Origin of the sequence: Pseudomonas sp., from assembly GCF_033723075.1 — a bacterium.
Taxonomy (GTDB): Bacteria; Pseudomonadota; Gammaproteobacteria; order Pseudomonadales; family Pseudomonadaceae; genus Aquipseudomonas.
In genome coordinates this window covers 1-20,657 of record NZ_JAWVXU010000007.1, presented here as the reverse complement: position 1 = coordinate 20,657, position 20,657 = coordinate 1, and the positions used below count along the sequence as shown (strand labels likewise).

The 20,657-nt window shown below is 61.3% G+C and carries 14 protein-coding genes and 4 tRNA genes; 13 read left to right on the top strand and 5 right to left on the bottom strand.

Annotated features, from left to right (window positions below):
* Position 1 precedes the first annotated feature (1 nt).
* The gene (gene tusD / locus R3355_RS10115; RefSeq protein WP_318961079.1) at positions 2–394 is read right to left on the bottom strand and encodes a sulfurtransferase complex subunit TusD; all 393 of its coding nucleotides are present in this window, start codon (positions 392–394) and stop codon (positions 2–4) included.
* Positions 395–503: 109 nt separating this feature from the next.
* Complete coding sequence (locus tag R3355_RS10110) at positions 504–1,172, bottom strand: Bax inhibitor-1/YccA family protein (RefSeq protein WP_318949296.1); 669 nt, start codon at positions 1,170–1,172, stop codon at positions 504–506.
* A 190-nt stretch (positions 1,173–1,362) separates the two neighbouring features.
* Here R3355_RS10110 and R3355_RS10105 point away from each other — a divergent pair.
* The 13 genes from R3355_RS10105 (at position 1,363) to R3355_RS10045 (ending at position 18,286) form a co-directional block, all read left to right on the top strand.
* Positions 1,363–1,450 (top strand) — tRNA-Ser (locus R3355_RS10105).
* A gap of 948 nt (positions 1,451–2,398) precedes the next feature.
* Positions 2,399–4,150: a multicopper oxidase family protein gene (locus R3355_RS10100; protein WP_318961078.1), complete on the top strand. Its 1,752-nt coding sequence runs from the start codon at positions 2,399–2,401 to the stop codon at positions 4,148–4,150.
* Between the two features lie 23 nt (positions 4,151–4,173).
* The gene (locus R3355_RS10095; RefSeq protein WP_318961077.1) at positions 4,174–4,827 is read left to right on the top strand and encodes an SCO family protein; all 654 of its coding nucleotides are present in this window, start codon (positions 4,174–4,176) and stop codon (positions 4,825–4,827) included.
* 98 nt (positions 4,828–4,925) lie between these two features.
* Positions 4,926–6,932 carry a multicopper oxidase family protein gene (locus R3355_RS10090; protein WP_318961076.1) on the top strand — a complete coding sequence of 669 codons (2,007 nt, stop codon included), beginning with the start codon at positions 4,926–4,928 and terminating at the stop codon, positions 6,930–6,932.
* Positions 6,933–7,360: 428 nt separating this feature from the next.
* Entirely contained in the window at positions 7,361–8,005 is a 645-nt protein-coding gene (uvrY, locus tag R3355_RS10085) for a UvrY/SirA/GacA family response regulator transcription factor (protein WP_318949300.1), read from the top strand.
* Between the two features lie 28 nt (positions 8,006–8,033).
* Positions 8,034–9,857, top strand: a complete 1,824-nt coding sequence (gene uvrC, locus R3355_RS10080) for an excinuclease ABC subunit UvrC (protein WP_318961075.1) — start codon at positions 8,034–8,036, stop codon at positions 9,855–9,857.
* 32 nt (positions 9,858–9,889) lie between these two features.
* On the top strand, positions 9,890–10,450 hold the full coding sequence (gene pgsA / locus R3355_RS10075) for a CDP-diacylglycerol--glycerol-3-phosphate 3-phosphatidyltransferase (protein ID WP_318949302.1): 561 nt from the start codon (positions 9,890–9,892) through the stop codon (positions 10,448–10,450).
* A 67-nt stretch (positions 10,451–10,517) separates the two neighbouring features.
* Positions 10,518–10,593: transfer RNA gene (locus R3355_RS10070), tRNA-Gly, on the top strand.
* 39 nt (positions 10,594–10,632) lie between these two features.
* Positions 10,633–10,706 (top strand) — tRNA-Cys (locus R3355_RS10065).
* Positions 10,707–10,818: 112 nt separating this feature from the next.
* Positions 10,819–10,905 (top strand) — tRNA-Leu (locus R3355_RS10060).
* 479 nt (positions 10,906–11,384) lie between these two features.
* A complete protein-coding gene (locus R3355_RS10055; protein WP_318961074.1) occupies positions 11,385–14,735 on the top strand; it encodes a transglutaminase family protein in 3,351 nt (1,116 codons plus the stop codon).
* 48 nt (positions 14,736–14,783) lie between these two features.
* Positions 14,784–17,360 carry a circularly permuted type 2 ATP-grasp protein gene (locus R3355_RS10050; protein WP_318951115.1) on the top strand — a complete coding sequence of 859 codons (2,577 nt, stop codon included), beginning with the start codon at positions 14,784–14,786 and terminating at the stop codon, positions 17,358–17,360.
* Complete coding sequence (locus tag R3355_RS10045) at positions 17,357–18,286, top strand: transglutaminase family protein (protein WP_318961073.1); 930 nt, start codon at positions 17,357–17,359, stop codon at positions 18,284–18,286. The genes R3355_RS10050 and R3355_RS10045 overlap by 4 nt, the downstream gene beginning before the upstream one ends.
* Before the next feature lie 114 nt (positions 18,287–18,400).
* Here R3355_RS10045 and R3355_RS10040 read toward each other — a convergent pair whose 3' ends face one another.
* From R3355_RS10040 to R3355_RS10030, 3 genes are all read right to left on the bottom strand, one after another.
* Positions 18,401–19,210: a transglutaminase family protein gene (locus R3355_RS10040; RefSeq protein ID WP_318961072.1), complete on the bottom strand. Its 810-nt coding sequence runs from the start codon at positions 19,208–19,210 to the stop codon at positions 18,401–18,403.
* A complete protein-coding gene (locus R3355_RS10035; protein WP_318961071.1) occupies positions 19,207–20,157 on the bottom strand; it encodes an alpha-E domain-containing protein in 951 nt (316 codons plus the stop codon). Before R3355_RS10035 ends, R3355_RS10040 begins: the two co-directional genes overlap by 4 nt.
* A partial coding sequence (locus R3355_RS10030; RefSeq protein WP_318961070.1) for a circularly permuted type 2 ATP-grasp protein occupies positions 20,147–20,657 on the bottom strand: 511 nt, incomplete at its 5' end. The genes R3355_RS10030 and R3355_RS10035, both read right to left, overlap by 11 nt.

Genomic DNA, 20,657 nt, shown 5'->3' with positions numbered 1-20,657 from the left:
TTCAAGGCCCTCCGAAGCAGATCAGCCGATCGGCCGTTTGCGCCGCCTCATGTAGCTGGCCCAGCCCGGATAGCTCCCAGGGAGCATCCAGATTGCCGGCGCTACGCCCGTAGCGTTGCGCTTCCTGCGCATTGAGGATGCCACGGCGTAGCGCTGCGGCAATGCAGACCACGCCATCGAGCTGCTGCTGGCGTACCAGTTCGCGCCATTCGGCAGGGGTGTCCAACTCATCCTGGGCGCTGACCACATTGCTCGATGCGTTGTGCACCGCATCCTGATAGAAGAACAGACGTACGATCTGATGGCCGCCGGCCAGGGCTGCCTGGGCGAAACACAGGGCGCGCCGGGAGGAGGGCGCATGCGGTGGGGCGAAGAGGGCGATGGCGAATTTCATAGAGAAGCCGGCAGGGAAATCTGCCCCAATGATAAAGGCTGAGCGCGCAAGATGCTCGCCGCAGACATGAAAAAGCCCGCTGAAGCGGGCTTCGGGTGCAACACGATGATCAGTCGTCGCTGCCCATGATGCCCATGATCTGCAACAGGCTGATGAACAGGTTGTAGATCGAGACATACAGGCTGATGGTCGCCATGATGTAGTTGCGCTCGCCACCGTGGATGATGGCGCTGGTCTGGAACAGGATGCAGGCTGAGGAAAACAGCACGAAGCCGGCGCTGATCGCCAGTTGCAGGCCGCTGATCTGGAAGAAGAAGCTTGCCACTATGGCGCCGATCAGGACGAAGAAGCCCGCGGTGATGAAACCACTGAGGAAACTCATGTCCTTGCGCGAAATCAGCACGTAGGCGGACAGGCCACAGAAAACCAGAGCCGTCATGGTGAAGGCCGAACTGACCACTTCGGCGCCGTTGGCCATTCCCAGGTAGCGATTGAGGATCGGCCCCAGCGTGTAGCCCATGAAGCCGGTCAGGGCGAGGGTGGAGAGCAGGCCCCAGGAGGAGTCACGCAGTTTGGCGGTGAGGAAGAACAGGCCGTAGAAGCCGATCAGCACCACGAAAAAGTTGGGGTAAGGCACATTGGCGCGTTGCGCCATAAAGGCAACCAATCCACTGAAGGCCAGGGTGATGGCCAGCAGGCCGTAAGTATTGCGCAGTACGCGGCTGACTTCTTGCTGCTCAACCTGAGCGTGACTGAGTGCGTAATTTTGTTCGTGCATGGTGGCGACACTCCTATGAAGACTAAATAGATCCGTAATCAGAGCTGCACTGATCATAACAGAGCGTTGCATGCTGCCAACCTCTAGAGTTTGACAGTGTGTTGCGTTCCGGTAAGATAGCCGCCCGCAGCCGTGCCAAGGTGTAGCCGGGTAGTTGAAGCCACGGTTCTGGGCTGTTTACGTAGAATTGGGAAGCGTGGCCGAGTGGTTTAAGGCAGCGGTCTTGAAAACCGCCGATGGGAAACTGTCCTAGAGTTCGAATCTCTACGCTTCCGCCATATGCATGACAAGCGCTTTACAGCGTTACTCTCGAAAGCAAAACGCCACGAACTGCTTGTTTGGTGGTCATAAAAAAGCCCTCGGTCCCGAGGGCTTTTTTATGCCTGGAGTGAACGCACTGTAAGCCGGTCGCCTGCCCCTCCAGCTGCTCACCGCCGCATCGGCACCTTAAAGGGCGCTGCCGTTTACATGCCTCTCGGCGCGTCGCTGTGCTTTCCTCGGCGCAGAACAAATTGACTCCCCAACTGCCTCCACGAAAAGTCCAGTAAGCGATGTTGATAAGCGCCGCCTGATTATGGCTATTTTCAAAAAAAACAATAGCTTGTGATCTAAGAGCTAGGCTGGTTGCGATTTCGACGTTCTATTGACAAATACTGGGGGTGATCCTTTAGTTAGCCATGGGAGAGGGTGGAATTGATGAGGCTTGCCGTGCAGAAGAAGGCGTCAGCTCCAAGGGTATCTGTCGCGCCATGGAAGGAATGCGTGATGTGCAGGATTGCGCTTAATTTGCAACGCTAGGGCGCGTGCGCGGGATCATCTTGTTATATGCCCTTTGGCGGGGCTGCCTTCCTCCTGAGCGATAGCCTCAGGCAGGTGTCGCGGTACTGCTAGGGGCTTTTTCTACCTAAAGAACACTGATGAGCGAATGCAATTCAGCGGGAAAGTGCGTGCCAGTGATTGAGAAGGTCGCCATCGAGTCAAGCAAGGAGCACACGGAGCAGTCGAGGCCGGTATCGGTATAGAGGCTGGGCTGCAGTTGGACAATACAGCACTGAGAGGTCAAGGCCATGACGTCCCAATTCTTGGAGAACGTGGGCACGCTAGGGGCGGGAGCCTGGAAGATTTCCATCAGGCGCGGCGGCTGGGAGCCATTGCCCGCTACAGAGGAGAAACTCCCGGATAGCCGCGACGGCCGGCGCGCGTTCCTGAAGCTTACGGCTGCGGCGATGGCTGTCCCGCTTTTATTCGTTTCGCCCGACGGCAATGCCAGGAGGCGGCGGGCACCGGATCCCGAGCCCGCGCCTGAGGAGGAGCCAGCTCCACCGGCGTTGCCGCCGAGTCCGCCGACTATTCCCTGGGTCGAGGAATTACCCAGCGCCATCACTCCGTTGCCACCTGTCACCCTGAATCCGGCCCCTGCACTAGACGCCAATACGGCTGCAGGCGAATGCGGACGCGCACCACACCAGCGCTGGACCGAGTTGTTTGGCACGCCGCGGCAGTATCCGGTTGCTCATTATGAGCTGAGTGCCAAGGAAAACCCCGCCTGGGTCTTCAATCCGGCCTACCCGCCACAGCGTATCTGGGGTTTCGCCGCAGGCTCTGCCGCCGCGAGCACTCCGGGGCCGACCATAATGACCCGTTACGGGCAGCCGGTGGTCGTGCGCTTCCATAACGACTTGCCGCAGAATCATGTCGGCTTCGGCTCACCGGAAATCTCGATACACTTGCACAATGCGCACGCGCCTTCGGAAAGCGACGGTTTCCCCGGTGACTATTTCAGCCCGAACAAGGCCGGGCCGACCCTGGCGGCTCCGGGGCAGTTCAAGGATCACTTCTACCCGAATATCTGTGCCGGCTACGATGAATACCAGAACGGTCTGGGCGATTACCGCGAGGCAATGTCTACCCTCTGGTACCACGACCATACCTTCGATTTCACCGCGCCCAATCTGTATCTGGGCCTGGCCGGTTTCTACCTGACCTATGACGACCTCGATTCGGGCAACGAGCGCGACCCCAACCCCGGCGCCCTGCGCCTGCCGAGCCACCCTTACGATTATCCGTTGAGTTTCGGCGACCGGCGTTTCGATGCCAGTGGCCGGCTGATCTACGACCAGGTCAGCCCCGAAGGCACCCTGGGCGACAAGATAGCGGTCAATGGCAAGATCGAGCCGGTGTTACGGGTGGCGGCGCGCAAATACCGCTTCCGCCTGCTCGATATAGGACCGAGTCGCACCTACGAGTTCTACCTGACCAAAACCAACGGTGTAGTGCAGACCTTCACCTACATCGGCAACGACGGCAATCTGCTGGCGGCGCCGTTGAAGAATCAGTTCAGGGTGCACATCGCCGTGGCCGAGCGCGCCGACATCATCATCGACTTCTCCAGGTATCCGATCGGTACCGAGTTGTATTTGAGCAACCGCCTCGAGCAGACCGAGACCCGTCGGCCCGGAGACGTCAAGGCCCCGGGGACGCCGGTGCTGAAATTTATCGTCGACCGTTATCCGTCGGAACAGGATCTCAGTCAGGTGCCGGATGTGTTGAGACCATTGCCGCCACTCGATTTGGCCGAGATCGCCGCCGCGCCGGTACGGCGCTGGGTATTCGAACGTAAGAACGGTATGTGGGCGATCAACGGGCAATTTTTCAACCCCAATAGCGCGCGCGCCGTGATACCCAAAGGCGGTGCCGAAGTCTGGGAGCTGGTGAATATCGACAACGGCTGGGATCACCCCATACATATCCACTTCGAGGAGGGGCGCATCCTCAGCAAGACCAAAGACGGGGTCAACATACCGGTGCCACTGCATGAGCAGGGACGCAAGGATGTCTATGTGCTCAACGGCATGTCGACTATCCGGGTGTTTCTGCGCTTTCGTGACTTTACCGGCAAGTACGTCATGCACTGCCACAACCTGATCCATGAGGACCACGCGATGATGCTGCGCTGGGATATCAGGGACGACGACTAGTTGCTGCGACTGGAGGTATTGCAATGAATACGCGAAGAAATCTACTGGCCGGAATGGGTGCGGTGGCATTGGGCGGGCTGCTGTGGAATCGTCTGCCGGTGGAATTGGAGCATGCCGCGGCAGAGGAAGCCGACGCCGATTCGTATTTCCCCAACGTCTGGCTCTATACCCATGAGGGCGAGAAGGTACGGTTCTACGACGATCTGGTGCGCGGCAAGATCGTTGCCATCAACATGATGTACGTGATGTGCACCGGCGCCTGCCCGACCATGACCGCCAATCTGCGCAAAGTGCAGCAGCTATTGGGTGAGCGCCTGGGGCAGGATGTCTTCATGTACTCGATTACCCTGCAGCCCGAGGTCGACCGGCCGCAGCACCTCAAGGAGTACGTCGAACAGCAACGTATCCTACCGGGTTGGAAGTTCCTTACTGGCTCTCCTGCCGACATTAGGCGCCTGCGCTACGGGCTTGGTTTCTATGATCCCGTCCCGGAAGTCGACAATAACCTGGCGACCCATACCGGCATGCTGCGCGTAGGTAACGACCGCAACCAGCGCTGGACCATGGCGCCGGCGCTGGCCGATCCGGAACGGATAATCACCACCATCAATCATGTGGACAACGCCATGGTGCACACCGCGTACATGGGGGGCGGCGGTACCGCTCAATTCGGCTAGACCATACGGCCGCTACGAGTGTTCTTGCCATCATCTGAGCAGGGAGAGGTGTTTCTTCAGCAAGGAGTAGTCAGGGCGCCTCAGTGAGGGCGATGCACATGAAAGCGATTATCCTGGAGAACTGCCAAGACACACTGAAACCGGGAAACTGGAAGATTTCCATCAAGGCGGGAGGTTGGGACTCAATTCCCGACGCACCAGAGGGGGCGTCGGGTGGCGCAGCCCGACGTTCATTTCTCAAACTCACGGCCGCCGCCTTTGCGGCGCCGCTGCTGGCCCCCCTTGCCGGTAGCGCAAGGAGTCGTCGACGTGATGACGACGGGGACGACGCTGGGGTTTTGCTGCTGCCGCCCAGCCCGCCGACCATTCCCTGGCAGTTCGAGCTGCCCGCGGCGATCGATCAGTTGCAGCCAATAGTTCTCGATCCGCCACCCATGGCAGTGGCCAACACCGCTGCCGGCGAAGCCGGGCGTGGCCCTCATCAGCGCTGGAGCGAGCTGTACGAGACGCCACGCCAGTACCCGCCGGTCCACTACGAGCTGAGCGCCAAGGAGAACCCCGCCTGGGTCTTCAACCCGGCCTATCCGCCGCAGCGCATCTGGGGTTACGAGGGCAATACACCCGGGGCGATCACGCCGGGGCCGACCATCTTCGCCCGTTACGGCCAGCCGACCATCCTCCGCATGCACAACCGCCTGCCGCAGGATCACGTAGGTTTTGGCGCACCGGAGATCTCCACCCACCTGCACAACATGCACACGGCCTCGGAGAGCGATGGTTTCCCCAGCGACTACTACAGCGTCAACAAGGCCGGCCCGACCCTGGCATCGTCCGGTGAGTTCAAGGATCATTTCTACGCCAACATCTATGCCGGCTACGACGAGTTGCAGAATGGCATCGGTGACCTGCGCGAGGCATTGGGCACGCTGTTCTATCACGACCACACGATGGACTTCACCGCACCGAACGTGGTTCGTGGCCTCATGGGCTTCTTCCTGATCTTCGACCATATTGACTCGGGCGACGAACGCGACCCCAGCCCCAGCGCATTGCGCCTGCCGAGCTATCCCTACGATTACCCGCTGGATTTCTCCGACCGGATCTTCGACCAGAACGGGATCATGCTCTGGGATCAAGTCAATCCCGAAGGGCTGCTCGGCGACAAGGTGATCGTCAACGGCTATATCGAACCGGTGTTGCGCGTGGCCGCGCGCAAGTATCGCCTGCGCCTGCTCAACGGCGGGCCGAGTCGCTTCTACGAGCTCTACCTGGTCAGACCGAACAATGTGGTGCAGACCTTCACCTATATCGGCAACGACGGCAACCTGCTGCCGGCCCCGCTGTTCAACCAGTACAAGGTGCGCCTAGGGGTGACCGAGCGCGCAGATATCGTGGTGGATTTCTCCCGATATCCGCTCGGCACCGAGCTGTACCTGGTCAATCGCCTGACCCACCGCCCGGGCGAAACCCGACGACCCAAGGACGTGCGCGCCCCGGGCGATCGGCTGCTGAAGATCATCGTCGACCGCTATCCGCCGGAGCAGGACGTCAGCCAGATACCGGCTGTACTGCGTGAGCTGCGCCCACTCGACCCGGCGGAAATCGCCGCGGCTCCGCTGCGACGCTGGGATTTCGACCGGGCCAACGGCATGTGGACGGTGAACGGCGAGTTCTTCGATCCGAAGCGTGCCGCCGCCAAGATCGCCCAGGGCGGCGTCGAGGTCTGGGAGTTGGTGAATATCGACGACGGTTGGAGCCATCCGATCCATATCCACTTCGAGGAGGGACGTATCATCAGCAAGACCGTGGAGGGGAAAGAAGTGCCGGTGCCGCCCCACGAACTGGGCCGCAAGGATGTTTTTGTCCTCAACGGAATCTCTAGCATCAAGCTGTTGCTGCGCTTCCGCGACTTCTATGGCAAATACGTCATGCATTGCCACAATCTGATCCACGAAGACCACGCGATGATGGTGCGCTGGGACATCGTGGCCGACCCGAGCCTGGCCGACCAGGTGAATGCGCCTGCGGCTGAAGATGAGGTGGCTGGCCCGACAGTCGAACCCAGCAACGATAATGCGCCGAGGCGAAGGAGGCGAAACCGTTAGGGCGTCAGTGAGCCGCAGTACTACTGTAAAAAAGAAGCGGCGCAGGAGCTCGCGAGCCGGCATACCAGAGCGACATTTGCACTCCGATAGTGCACTCTTGCTGCGCGTCAGTGATCGAAACAGGCCATCTTGACCGCAAGCAACAACCATGACACGTTCCGGCTGGCCGCGCAGTTGTCATGGAAAACGTCTAACTGTTTGTAAAAAAAGAATTTTCCTGCCGCTTTGGGGCATAGGCGGGCGTCGTGGTATTTTCGCTTCTACGTTGTATCTTCATGATGAGTTGCTCACTTCGCATGGTATATTTTTGGCGCTTGCTATCTGACTGGCATGCGCAAAACTAGGTCTGCACCATGCTTTTTTGCTAAGGTGCGCGTCGCGAATAAGACCAATTGAGGCTGCTGCTTGATGCGCAATGAGGAGTCCGCTTGATTAGGGTGCTAGTGGTCGATGACCACGATCTGGTTCGAACAGGCATCACGCGCATGCTGGCCGATATCGACGGCCTGCAAGTCGTAGGGCAGGCCGACTCAGGTGAGGAGTCGCTGAAGAAAGCGCGCGAATTGAAGCCCGACGTGGTCCTGATGGACGTCAAGATGCCTGGCATCGGCGGCCTTGAAGCGACCCGCAAACTCCTGCGTAGTCATCCCGACCTGAAAGTCGTCGCCGTGACCGCCTGTGAGGAAGATCCGTTCCCCACTCGCTTACTACAGGCCGGTGCCGCTGGCTATCTGACCAAGGGTGCAGCCCTGGCCGAGATGGTGCAGGCGATTCGTCAGGTGTTCGCCGGGCAGCGTTACATCAGCCCGCAAATCGCCCAGCAATTGGCGCTCAAGTCGTTTCAGCCGCAAAACAATAACTCGCCCTTCGATTTGCTTTCCGAGCGCGAGATTCAGATCGCGCTGATGATTGCCGGCTGCCAGAAGGTGCAGAGCATTTCCGACAAGCTGTGCCTGTCGCCGAAAACGGTCAATACCTACCGTTATCGGATTTTTGAAAAGCTGTCGATTACCAGCGACGTGGAGCTTGCTTTGCTTGCCGTGCGCCATGGCATGGTCGATGCCAACAGTTGAGCTGCCTACTGAGCTGCCTGCGGTTGAAATGAACCCCTCGTTCGACCCCGGCTCTTTCCTGGCTACGTGCAGCAGCCGCCCAGGTGTCTACCGCATGTTCGCTGCGGACGCCAAGCTGCTCTATGTCGGCAAGGCGAAAAACCTGAAAAAACGCCTGGCCAGCTACTTTCGCAAGAGCGGCCTGGCGCCGAAGACCGCGGCGCTGGTCGGCCGGATCGCCCAGGTCGAAACCACCATCACCGCCAATGAAACCGAAGCCCTGTTGCTCGAGCAGACGCTGATCAAGCAATGGCGACCGCCCTACAACATCCTGTTGCGCGACGACAAATCCTATCCCTATGTATTTTTGTCGGATGGTGATTACCCGCGCCTGAGCATCCATCGCGGGGCGAAGAAGCAGAAAGGCCGCTATTTCGGCCCATATCCAAGCGCTGGAGCGATTCGCGAAAGCCTCGGTCTGCTGCAAAAGGCCTTCCTGGTGCGCCAGTGTGAAGACAGCTATTTCAAAAATCGCACGCGCCCGTGCCTGCAGTATCAGATCAAGCGCTGCAAGGGGCCGTGTGTCGGTCTGGTCGATCCGGCGGAATATGCCGAGGACGTGCGCCACTCGGTGATGTTTCTCGAGGGCCGCAGCAATGCACTCGGCGATGAACTGTCCAGTGCCATGCAGCAAGCCGCCGCGACCCTGGATTTCGAGCGGGCAGCCGAATTGCGCGACAAAATGGCTCTGCTGCGCCGCGTGCAAGACCAGCAGAGCATGGAAGGCGGCAGTGGCGATGTCGATATAGTCGCGGCCATGGTCAATCCGGGTGGTGCCTGCGTGCACCTGATCAGCGTGCGTGGCGGTCGCGTACTCGGCAGCAAGAATTTCTTCCCGCAAGTGGCGATCGAGGAGGAGGCCAGCGAGGTGCTGCTGGCTTTCCTGGCTCAGTATTATCTGGGCAATCAGGACCGCGAGCTGCCTGCCGAACTGATCGTCAACGCGCAGCATGAAGACTTTCCCACGCTTATCGCGGCGCTCGGCGAGTCGCGCGGCTGCGAGCCGAGTATCAGCTACCGGGTGCGCGGTACCCGCGCGCGCTGGCAACAGTTGGCGGTGACCAATGCCGAGTCGGCGCTCGGCGCGCGCCTGGCCGACCGCCAGCATGTGGCCGCGCGCTTCGAAGCCCTGGCCGAGGTGCTGGAAATGGACGAGGTGCCGCAGCGCCTCGAATGTTTCGATATCAGTCATTCCAGTGGCGAGGCTACGGTGGCGTCCTGCGTAGTGTTCGGTCCGGAAGGTCCTTTGAAATCCGATTACCGTCGCTACAATATCGAGGGCGTCACCGCCGGCGATGATTACGCTGCCATGCACCAGGCGCTGACGCGGCGCTTCAGCAAGATCAAGGACGGCGAGGGCAAGTTGCCGGATATCCTGCTGGTCGACGGCGGCAAGGGCCAACTGGCCATGGCCCGAGACGTGCTGAACGAGTTGGCCGTGCCCGAGCTGATCCTGCTTGGCGTGGCCAAGGGATCGACGCGAAAACCGGGACTGGAAACCCTCTACCTCAACGACGCTGCCCATGAGTTCAGCCTGCCGGGCAACTCGCCGGCACTGCATCTGATCCAGCAGATTCGCGACGAATCGCACCGTTTCGCCATTACCGGGCACCGCGCCCGTCGCGGCAAGGCCCGTCGTACCTCGAGCCTGGAGGAGGTTGCCGGGGTAGGGCCGAAGCGGCGCCGCGAGCTGCTCAACCACTTTGGCGGCCTGCAGGAGTTATCTCGGGCCAGCAGTGAAGAAATCGCCAAAGCGCCCGGGATCAGTAAAAAGCTTGCAGAGCTGATTTATGCCGCACTGCACAGCGAGTAGAATGCCGGCTCACCTTGCAGCCAGTTGCGCCGATGAATATCCCGAACCTGCTTACCGTGCTCCGCGTTGCACTGATCCCAATCTTCATTCTGCTGTTCTATATGCCATTCAGCTGGAGTTATTGGGCCGCTAGTGCGGTCTTCGCTGTTGCCGCAGCTACCGACTGGCTAGATGGTTTCCTGGCGCGTCGCTGGGAGCAGAGCACGCCCTTCGGCGCCTTTCTCGATCCGGTCGCCGACAAACTGATGGTCGCGGTTGCACTAGTCTTGCTGGTCGCCGAGCACGCCAACCTGTGGCTGACGTTGCCGGCGGCAATCATCATTGGCCGTGAAATCGTCGTCTCGGCCTTGCGTGAATGGATGGCTGAACTGGGCGCACGCGCCCATGTCGCCGTGTCCGAACTGGCCAAATGGAAAACCGCAGCACAAATGCTCGCCTTGATCATGCTGCTGGCGAATCCTCCGCTGTTCACATTCTGGGTTCTGCTCGGCTACGGTCTTCTGATCGTTGCCGCCATCCTGACCTTGTGGTCGATGCTGCAGTATCTGCTGGCTGCCTGGCCGCACCTCAGTACTTCCACTGAAAAGAAATAAGCTTTTTTGAATCAAGGGGTTGACTGGGCGTTCTGAAGATATAGAATGGCGCCCGTCTACAAGACAAGCGGGAATAGCTCAGTTGGTAGAGCACGACCTTGCCAAGGTCGGGGTCGCGAGTTCGAGTCTCGTTTCCCGCTCCATTTTCAACGGACCGTCTAGCACGGTCCGTTTAGTTTCAAGGCTGAGTAGCAGAGTGGTTATGCACCGGATTGCAAATCCGTGAACGCCGGTTCGATTCCGACCTCAGCCTCCAAATAAAAAGCCTCGTAGATCTATGATTTACGAGGCTTTTTTATTTGGAATAGCAAGCCTTGCGAGGCTCGATGGGGCTGTATATAGTCCAGGCCTCACGCTAAAGCTCTACCGCCCGAATGGCGAAATCGGTAGACGCAAGGGACTTAAAATCCCTCGGGGGTAACCCCGTGCCGGTTCGATTCCGGCTTCGGGCACCATCTGCATCCAAGCAAAAAGGCCAACCTCACTGGGTTGGCCTTTTTGTTTTGCGTGTCCCGCTTGGGTCGCATCGGGTCTGTTTTGATTGCGCGTCCTGCGCCATTGCGGGCTGCACTTTCAGCGTCACCGGCGCTATGGTGCCTGGAGCAAGGACGACCCTTACTCTTAGTTCATCCTGCTCGGGCTAGACGCCACACGCCTGCTGTTAGCCAGGCACGACGGTCTGGCAGACACTGAAAATTACACTGGCCTCACAGTTCACTAGCGTTATCATGCTGGCCGGCGCCGTATATCGGTGCGAGCGCTGGATGGGCGCACCACCAGCAGGCGCGTAGATGGCCATAATGGGGCGCGCAGCAGGGCTTGCGCGTTATTCCTTATGGCATGCTTTCTGCAAAAAAGCCGAGGAGTTCGTTTTCAGTGGGACGGCAGGGCTGTGTCCGCCGTAGCGCGTCAATTTTCATGGAAGGCAACGTCAATGGCCATACGTATAGCGCTGCATCACAAAACCAGCTACCACTACGATCGCCAGGTTGGCTTGTCGCCCCATGAGGTGCGCCTGCGCCCGGCGCCTCATGCGCGCACGCCAATATTGTCCTACTCACTGAGCGTGACCCCGCAGAAGCACTTCATCAATTGGCAGCAAGACCCTTACGGCAACTACATCGGCCGTTTTGTCTTCCCGGAAAAATCCGCGACCCTGGAGTTCACCGTCGATCTGGTGGCGGATATGACGGTGATCAATCCGTTCGACTTTTTTGTCGAGAAGTACGCCGAGCAGTTCCCCTTCAGCTATCCGGCGCAATTGAGCGATGAGCTGGCGGCCTATCTGAAGGCCGACGAGCCCGGCCCCTTGCTGGGCAAGTGGATGGCGGCAGCCCGCAGCGAGCTGCTCGGCAAGGCGCAGCCGATCAATAACTTTCTGGTGGCCATCAACCAGCGCCTGCAAGCGGATATCGCCTATCTGTTGCGCATGGAACCGGGCGTGCAGGCGCCTGAGGAAACCCTGGAGAAGCGCTCGGGCTCGTGCCGAGACAGCGCCTGGTTGCTGGTGCAGATCCTGCGCGAATTCGGCTTGGCCGCGCGTTTTGTCTCCGGCTACCTGATTCAGTTGCGCGCCGACCAGGAAGCCCTCGATGGGCCGAGCGGGGCGGAAGTCGACTTCACCGACCTGCACGCCTGGACGGAGGTGTATATCCCCGGTGCCGGCTGGATTGGTCTCGATCCGACCTCGGGCATGCTCGCCAGCGAAGGCCATATTCCCCTGGCCTGCACCGCACTGCCATCCTCGGCGGCGCCGATCAGCGGCTTTACCGACAAGGCCGAAGTCACCTTCGAGCATGAAATGACCATCACGCGCATCCACGAGGATCCGCGGGTAACCAAGCCTTACTCGGAAGCCGACTGGCAGAAAATCGATCAGCTCGGCCAGCAGGTCGATGCCGACCTGAAACGTCAGGATGTGCGCCTCACCCAAGGCGGCGAGCCAACCTTCGTCTCCATCGATGACATGGATGGCGCGCAATGGAATACCGAGGCCCATGGCGAGCAGAAGCGCGAGCTGGCCGGGGAGTTGATGCAGCGTCTGAAAAACCACTTCGCTCCCGGCGGCATGCTGCATTACGGCCAGGGCAAGTGGTATCCGGGCGAACCGCTGCCGCGCTGGGCATTGAATATTTTCTGGCGGGTCGATGGCCTGCCAATGTGGCTCGATGCAACGCTGTTTTCTGCCGATGACCACAGCGAGGGCTATGGCGCCGACGAAGCCAGGCGGTTTACCGCCGAACTGGTGAAAATCCTCGGCTTGCCGGCCAACTGCCCGATCCCGGCCTACGAGGACGTGGTGCAGCAGGCCCAGCTGGAGCAAGGACTGCCGAACAACCTCGACCCGCTGCAGCTGGATCTCAAGGCGCCCGAGGCGCGGCAACGCCTGGCCCGTCTGCTGGAGCAAGGCCTGGGCGAGGTGGTCGGCTATGTGCTGCCCCTGGCGACCAAGACGCTCGACCCGACTATTGCCCTGGGGGTTGCCTGGCGCACCTGTCCCTGGCCGCTCAAGCGCGAGCATCTGTACCTGATCGAAGGCGACTCGCCGATGGGCTTGCGCCTGCCGCTGAACGCGCTGCCCTGGGTCATGCCGGAAGATATGCCGCAGAGCTTCGATGTCGATCCTTTTGCCCCGCGCGAGGCATTGGCGACCGTCGCCCCGGCCGTGGCCGCAGCGCCCGGCAAGAGTGAGAAACGCCCGACGCTGAGCCGCAAGAATGCCGCCAGCATCGCCGCCGAGAGCAAAATAGAGCCGCGCGAGGTGATTCATACGGCGCTCTGCGTGCAGGTCAGGGAAGGGCGCCTGCATGTCTTCATGCCGCCGCTCAAGCGCATCGAGGATTATCTGGCGCTGGTGACGGCCATCGAACATACCGCCACCAAGCTCAAGCTGAAGCTGCGCATCGAGGGCTATCAGCCCCCGCGCGACCCGCGGATCAAACTGCTCAGCGTCACTCCGGATCCGGGCGTGATCGAGGTCAATATCCACCCGGCAGCCAGCTGGAACGAGCTGGTCTACAACATGTCGACCCTGTATCAGGAAGCCCGCCTGACGCGGCTGGGCACCGAGAAGTTCATGCACGACGGCCGCCATACCGGTACCGGTGGTGGCAACCATGCCACCCTGGGCGGCGCGACCGCCGAAGACAGCCCGATGCTGCGTCGGCCGGACCTGCTGAAAAGCCTGATCACCTACTGGCAGAACCACCCGGCCTTGTCCTACCTGTTCTCCGGCACCTTTATCGGCCCGACCAGCCAGGCGCCACGGGTCGATGAGGCACGTGACGACAACCTCTACGAACTGGCGATTGCCTTCCAGCAGATGGATCAGATCCTGCCGACGCTGCAGCCGGGCGACAAGCCCTGGATGGTCGACCGCTTGCTGCGCAATCTGCTGGTCGATCTGACCGGCAATACCCACCGCGCCGAGTTTTCCATCGACAAGCTGTATTCGCCAGACGGCCCCACGGGCCGGCTCGGTCTGGTCGAATTCCGCGCCTTCGAGATGCCGCCGCATGAGCGCATGAGCCTGCTGCAAATGCTCCTGTTGCGCGCCCTGGTCGCGCGTTTCTGGCGCGAACCGTATCAGGCCAAGCTGGTCAACTGGGGCACCGCACTGCATGACCGCTGGATGCTGCCGCACTTCGTCGCCCAGGATATTCGCGATGTGGTCAAGGACCTGCGCGCGGCGGGCTACGCCTTCGAGGAACACTGGTTCGAACCCTTTATCGAATTCCGCTTTCCACGCTTCGGCACCGTGGTCTACGAAGGGGTCGAGATGGAGCTGCGCCAGGCCATCGAGCCCTGGAATGTCCTGGGTGAGGAGATGAGCGGCGGCGGCACGGCCCGCTATGTCGATTCCTCGGTGGAGCGCATGCAGCTGCTGGTGCGCGGCCTGACCGATGGCCGCCACGAGATCGCCTGCAACGGCCGGCGTCTGCCGTTGCACCCGACCGGCGTGCCGGGTGAGTATGTCGCCGGCGTGCGTTTCCGCGCCTGGAGCCCCTGGTCGGCGTTGCACCCGAGTATCAAGGTGCAGGCACCGCTGACTTTCGATCTAGTCGATAATTGGAGCGGCCGCGCCATCGGCGGCTGTACCTACCATGTGGTGCACCCGGGTGGCCGCAGTGAAGAGAGTTCACCGGTCAATGCCAATGCCGCAGAAGCACGGCGGTTTTCCCGCTTCTGGGCCCATGGACATACCCCCGGACCGATGCGCGTGTACAAGGAAGAGCTCAACCCGAGTTTCCCGATGACCCTCGATTTACGCTGGCAGCCCTGTTAAGCCCGGGGGCATTCCCGTGCGTCATTCGCGAGCAAAAGAACCGAACCAATGCTGAAGAAATTACTCGCCGAGTACCGCGCCGCTCCCAACAGCTACGATGAGCTGCTCAATGCCGCCAAGCAGCCACGCGAACACTGGCGCGCAATGCTCGGCAGTTTGGCCAAAGAGTCGCCGCAGATCATGCGTCAGCGCCTGGAAGCGGTGGAAAGCCAGATCCGCGAAAACGGTGTGACTTACAACGTCTATGCCGACACCAAAGGCATGCAGCGGCCCTGGGATCTGAATGTGCTGCCGCTGATTCTGCCCCATGACGAATGGGCGGGCATCGAAGCGGCAGTGGCCCAGCGCGCAACCCTGCTGAACCGGATACTCGGTGACGTTTATGGCGAGCAGCGCATGCTCCAGGAGGGTCTGCTGCCACCGGCATTGATTCACGGTCATGCCGGCTTTCTGCGTCCGGCCCACGGCATCCAGCACCTCGACAATGTGGCCTTGCATTTTTATGCGGTCGACCTGGCGCGCGCCCCCAACGGTCAATGGTGGGTGGTGGCCGATCGGACCCAGGCACCCTCGGGCGCCGGTTATGCACTGGAAAACCGTGCGGTGATCGCGCGCACCTTTCCGGATCAGTTGCGTGACCTCAAGGTGCAGGATCTAGCCGGCTTTTTCAGCAGCATGCGTGACAGCCTGGCCCATTGGGGGCGGCAGTGCGCCGCCAATGGCGGGGTGCCGCTGCGTGGCAGCGAATCGCCGCTGATTGTGTTGCTCACCCCCGGCCCCTACAACGAGACCTATTATGAACAGGCCTACCTGGCCCGTTATCTCGGTTTTCCGCTGGTCGAGGGCAGTGATCTCACCGTGCGCGGCGGTATCGTCTGGCTGAAAACCCTGTCCGGTCTGCAGCGTGTGCATGTGATCATGCGCCGGGTCGACGACGACTTCTGCGATCCATTGGAACTGCGTACCGAGTCGGCACTGGGCGTGGCCGGTTTGACCGAGGCGGCGCGCCTCGGCAATGTGCTGATCGCCAACAGTCTGGGCTCCAGCCTTCTGGAGTCGGGGGCGTTGCTGGGCTTCTTGCCGACACTCTGTGAGCGCCTGCTCGGCGAGCCATTACTGATGCCCTCGGTAGCAACCTGGTGGTGCGGTGAACCGGCCGCGCTCGAACAGGTACTGGCCAATCTCGATCAGTTGGTGATCAAGTCGAGCTTCCCGCAGTTGCGCCAACTCTCGGTGTTTGGCCAGGACCTCAGCGGCGAAGCACGCGCGGCCCTGATCGCCAAGATGCGCGCCAATCCACGCAATTATGTTGCCCAGGAACTGGTGCGCTTGTCGCAGTCGCCCGTGTGGAAGGCCAGTGCCCCAGCCGGTTTGAGTGCCTGCGCCGTCGGCCTGCGGGTTTACGCCTGTGCCACTGCCGACGGCTACGTGGTGATGCCCGGTGGGTTGACCCGGGTCGCTACCGGACCCGACTCGCGGGTCATCGCCATGCAGCGCGGTGGCAGCAGCAAGGACACCTGGGTGCAGGCGCGGGCGCAAGCCGCTGCTCACCGCCACCCCACGCGCACCACCACCAGCAAAGACCTGATTCGCGACGATACCCACCTGTCCAGTCGCATGGCCGAGAACCTGTTCTGGCTGGGGCGCAATACCGAACGCTGTGACAATATCGCGCGCCTGATGCGTACCACTCTGCATGAGCTGTTGAATGTCAGCCCGCAGGAGCGCGGCCCTGAATGGGCCACGGTGAAGGCGCTATGTGCCTGGTTTCAACTGATCGAGACCCCGGACAAGGATGCCCTGCTGCAGCAAAGCCAGGTCGCGGGGCAAACGCCAAGCCAGACGCAGAGCGCACCCCCGGTGGTGCGCTGGAGCGATGCCCGGATCGAGGCGGCCTTGCTACTCGCCGTGGTATCGCCCGATGTGCCCGGTCTCGCCAGCCAGCAGCAGCAGCTGTACAACACTGCCAGCCAGTTGCGCGAGCGCTTGTCGGCGGATAATTGGCGTGCCCTCAACCGCATGCGCCAACGCAACGCCAACAGCGATGAGCAACTGACACCAGCGGAAGCCATGAGCGCGCTGGATGATGCGGCCGCGTCCTTGATGACCTTGTCCGGTTTCGCCCTCGATGGCATGACCCGCGATCTGGGCTGGAGTTTTCTCTCCATCGGCCGGCGCCTGGAGCGCCTGCAATTCCAGACCCTGGTGCTGCAGCGCGCGTTGGCTATGGAGACGGACGGCAGCCTGGACTGGCTGCTCGAACTGGCCGATAGCATCGTCACCTACCGCTCCCGTTATCGGGCGCAGGCCGAGTGGTTACCGGTGCTGGATTTGTTGCTGCTCGACAGCAGTAACCCGCGCTCGGTGCTGTTCCAAATAGCCGGTATCTTGAAAAGCTTGAATAAGTTGGCGCTAACCTACGGCAGCTGTGGCGAGACACTGTTGCTGCCGCTGAAAAACGCATTATTGGCACTCGATCCGGATGAAGATCTGTATTGCGCTAATCCAGCCCTGATCAGCCTGTTGCAGCGTATCAACCATGCCAGCGTGGAGTTGTCGCAGCAGATCAGTGCGCGATTCTTCAGTTACACCGCTAGCGAGCACCAGGGCAAGGGCGCCGCATGAGCAATTTTCCCTCCGCTAATTCGGCCCCCGTGCGCTACCGCGTGGTGCATGAAACCCATTACAGTTACCAGTTCCCGGTGACGCTCTCGCAGCAATACCTGCACCTGACGCCGCGTTCATTCGAGTATCAGCAAACCGAGTCGCAGACTATCTGGGTTGATCCGCCGCAGGAGCACCACCTCGACGCGCTGGACTACTTCGGCAACCACACGCGCAACATCACCATCACCGAGTCGCACAAGGAGTTGCTGGTGCATGCCGAGTCGACCGTGCTGCTGCGCCCGCGCCCGGGGCTGGGGCAGATAAAAGGCAGCATGCCATGGGAAGCGCAGGCGCAGATGCTGCAACAGGTACGCAGCCCGGCGACGCTTGAAGCCGTACGCTATCTGTATGACTCACCCCATATCCAGTGCGGTTCCGAGCTCGCGCGTTACGCCCGCGACAGTTACAGCCCCGGCCGGCCGCATCTGGAGGCCGCGCTGGATCTGACTCAACGCATTTTTGACGATTTCGAGTTCGACGAAACCGCCACCGAGATTTCCACCCCTTTGGCCGAGGTGCTCAAAGGCCGGCGCGGCGTTTGCCAGGACTTTGCCCAATTGATGATTGGCTGCCTGCGCAGCCTCGGCCTGTCGACGCGCTACGTCAGCGGTTATATCCTCACCCACCCGCCGGCCGGGCAGCCGCGGATGATCGGCGCCGATGCGTCACATGCCTGGGTTTCGGTATTCTGCCCGCAGCTTGGCTGGGTGGACTTCGATCCGACCAACCGCTGTCTGGTCCAGTTGGAGCACATCACCCTGGGCTGGGGGCGTGATTTTAGCGATGTGACGCCCCTGCGTGGCGTGGTGCTGGGTGGTGGCGAACAAGAGCTGCAGGTGCGTGTGACCGTGATCCCCACCAGCGAAGAACTGGCGGGGGCATAGCGCTCGATCCCGCCCGAGAGGTCCAGGGTTGGCACCTGGGTCGCCATGAATCCAGCTCCCAGGCGCAATGATTAATATTGTGCCTGGGGCGATAGAGCACTCATCCGGCTGAGGTTATTGCTGTTGCACCTGCAGCATCGGAGCAACCTCCACTTCAACCTCCACATGCGCGTGCATCTGCTCGGTGCCGCCGCCACGGCGCATGCCGCGCACCGGGCAGGCATCCAGGTAATCGCGGCCGATCGCCAGCTTCAAATGACGTTCCGGCCTGGCCAGGCAGTTGGTCACATCGAAACTGTACCAGGCACCCTCCAGCCAGGCTTCGGCCCAGGCGTGGCTGGCCAGGTGGTCGTCGCTATCGGTGTACAGATAGCCGGACGCATAGCGCGCCGGGATGCCCAGGCTGCGTGCGCAGGCGAGAAAGGCATGGGCATGGTCCTGGCAGACACCCTGCTGGCCGGCGAAGGCTTCGGCGGCGCTGGTTTCCACGGCGGTACTGCCGGTCAGGTAGCTGATGTGGCCATGCAAGCCATGCATCAGGTCGATCAGGGCGCTGCGGTCGCGACGTTTTTTGCAGTGCTGCTGGGCGAACTCGCGCAAGGCTGCATCCGCCTCGGTCAGACGGGTGAAGCGCAGGAACGGCAACGCCGACTGGCTCTCGTGCTCGGACTCGCACAACACATCAATCTCGACCAGGCCACGGGCGCCAATGACGATGGATTCGTGGGGCTCATCCATCGTCAGCACATGCAAGATGTTGCCATAGGGATCGAGCTGGGCGTGCACCGGGCGCGGCAGGTTGAGCTGCCAGTTGAGCACGCGCTGGCGTTCACTGTCGTGGGGGGTCAGGCGCAGGTACTGGATGCTCGTGCGTACCTGGCTGTCATAGCGATAGGTGGTGTCGTGGCTGATGGACAGTCTCATGCGACCTCCAGGTAGGAACTGTGGATGGCTTGGCCCAGGTCGCGCACCAGCAGAATGAGGTCGGTGAGCCAGGCATGCAGGCCCTCATCCAGCACCTCGTCGATACTGGTGTAGCGCAGGCGGGCTTCCAGTTCGGCCGCCAGGCGCTGGGCCGGACGACCATTCTCGCCAGGCAGGCTGGCGAGCATCAGATGCAGTTCGTCCACGCAGGCGCGCAGGGAGCGCGGGATCTCGGGACGCAGCAGCAACAGTTCCGAGACCTTGCGCGTACCCGGCGAGCCGCGGTAGATCTCGGCGAAGGCCTCGAACGAGGACAGCGCGCGCAACAGCGCACTCCACTGGTAGTAGCTGCGCGCCGGGCGGCCGTCGACCTCGTCGATGTCCTCGCCGAGCATCTCGTAACGCGCATCGAGCAGGCGCAGGGTGTTGTCGGCCCGCTCGATAAAGGTGCCCAGGCGAATGAAGCGGTACGGATCGCCGCGCATGATGGTGCCGGAAGTGGCGCCGTGGAACAGGTGCGAGCGCTCCTTGACCCACTCGCAGAAGCGGCTGATGCCGTAACGCCCCAGTCCCTGCTCGGCGATGCCGCGAATCTCCAGCCAGGTGGCGTTGATGTTCTCCCACATCTCGGCGGTGATACGCCCGCGCACGCCGTGGGCATTGCTGCGCGCCGCGCCGAGGCAGCTATAAATGCTCGCCGGGTTCTCGGCATCCAGGGCGAAGAAGTACAGCATGCGCTCGCCGTGCAACTGGCCATGGCGCGCCATGTATTCCTCAAGCGTGCCGGTAATCAACAGCGGCATCGCCAGCTCTTCCAGGCCATCGCCACGGCCATCCTGCGGCATCAGCGACAGCAAGTAGCTGACATCGAGCATGCGCGCGAGGTTTTCCGCGCGCTCCAGGTAACGCGACATCCAGTACAGATCGGAGGCAGTTCTACTCAGCATTTTTCAAGTCCTCCACCACCCAGGTGTCTTTGGTACCGCCGCCTTGCGACGAGTTGACCACCAGCGAGCCCTCACGTAACGCCACCCGGGTCAGCCCGCCCGGCACCAGGCGCACTTCACGACCGGACAGGACGAACGGGCGCAGGTCGATGTGCCGCGGCGCGATGCCGGTCTCGACAAAGGTCGGGCAGGTCGACAGGCACAGGGTTGGCTGGGCGATATAGGCTTGCGGCCTGGCGATCAGGCGGGCGCGAAAATCTTCGATCTCGGCCTTGCTCGCGGCCGGCCCGACCAGCATGCCGTAGCCGCCAGAGCCCTGGGTTTCCTTGACCACCAGCTCGCCGAGGTTGGCCAGTACATGGGACAGGTCAGCCGGTTTGCTGCACTGCCAGGTCGGCACGTTCTTGAGGATCGGCTCCTCATCCAGGTAGAAGCGGATCATCTCGGTGACGTAGGGATAGGTCGACTTGTCGTCCGCCACCCCGGTGCCGATGGCGTTG